1 protein-coding gene is annotated in these 1,569 nt (G+C 33.8%); it reads left to right on the top strand.

Translation table 11 applies throughout. From position 1 onward, the window contains the following. Positions 1-1,569 (top strand): hypothetical protein (locus ABW51_RS10200; protein WP_197271869.1); only part of this gene is annotated, 1,569 nt, incomplete at both ends.

The raw sequence follows: 1,569 nt of genomic DNA, 5'->3' as shown, positions 1-1,569 counted from the left end.
TGCATATTCTCAGGATTCTAATTCGGAAGAAAATAAACCTTTACCTCTTAACGAGGAAGGGTATGAGGCTAGAAAGAAATCTATTACAGATAATATAAATAAGGCTGTTGAGGATATTAAGAAAAAAGAAAAAGAAGTTGTATATGATACTGAATTTGAAGACGATCAGTTCAGTCTTATTAGAAAGAAAAATCAAAATATATCAGGGGTTTTCAATACGTCTCGCACAGGTGGTTATTTGTTTGATGTAGGGGGAAGTGATCCTAAAGTTAATAATTTGAAGTTGATTAACAATAAGGATCTAGCATCTAGTGCGGAAGTTTTTACTGATCAATGGCATCGTCCAGGCGTGGAACACCTCGCTTATATTGAAAATAATGGAAATATCACTGGAACAGGACCTAACCAGACAGCACATGCGATATATCTTCATTCATCAGAAGATTTTTATTTCAAAAATAAAGGTAAGATAACGTCATTCGCCACTAGCGATGCAGAGCTGGCGGAGATTCTTAGAAGTTCGGATAATTTAGAGATATCTCCTCCGCCTGCGATAAAGTCGGATAAGGCGGATGAGGCGGATTATTGTTGCGATAATAGACAACGATATATCCAAAATAATATTTCATCATCAAATTTAGTAGTAGAGAATGAAGGTTCGGGTAGTATGTTAGATAAATTTGATTTTAATGGAGGACGTGTTACTTTTTTAAATAAGGAAAATGCTTTAGTGTCTAACTCTTCAATTAATGCAGGCACTCTTATTTTTTCTAATAAAGGCGTAATGGGGCCAAGAAATGATACCCCTATGACGATTGATGAGTTTATTAAAGCAGGTAGAGGACGTTACGAAACCCCCAGTGAGAATGATTATATATCGCTTAAATATGATCAATATGAAAGGAATTTTTATCATGATAGAGACAAAAAAGTAGATGAATTTATTGCTGCTAAAGATGAATATATTGCCAAGAGATATGGTACTAAAAAATTTGTGCCTTATAAAGATTATAAAAAAATTATAGAAGAATTTACTTCTCGTCCTGGTCCCGTTGTTCGCCCCTCTCCTCCTCTTGCCCGACTACCTTGTGAACATGAAGGATGCATCCAGGAAGATATGGTTAGTACAGAGGATCTATTTTATCTAATAGATGTAGATAATTTTAAAGAATCTATCAAACCAAAGACAATAGAGGAATTTGTTAAGGAATGTGGAAAAGAATGTGATGATCATCTTAAAACGCCAACTCTGAGGACAAAGTCGGATTATGATTTTGACTATATGTATGAATTTCGCTCCAATACAACCATAATTGATACAAAAAATTTGCAGGGAGAAAATACTGGAACGTTATCTGGAACCTCATATATGAAGTTCAAAGATGGATATTTTATAAACTCTGGTAGCATAGATTGGTTGAATGTTTATGCAGGGAAAGGCTTGATTGTTAATCGTGGTACTGCCTTATTAAATATCAAGGATAATGGAAAGGATAGTGAACTATTAACTGTAGATTTAAAAAATTCTAATGTTTTAAAATATTTTTATCATTCAGAATATTCTGGAGA

Origin of the sequence: Haemophilus sp. C1 (assembly GCF_001276515.1) — a bacterium.
GTDB lineage: Bacteria > Pseudomonadota > Gammaproteobacteria > Enterobacterales > Pasteurellaceae > Haemophilus.
Note: the sequence above shows the minus strand (reverse complement) of the source record. Positions and strands in the feature narration are given on the sequence as shown.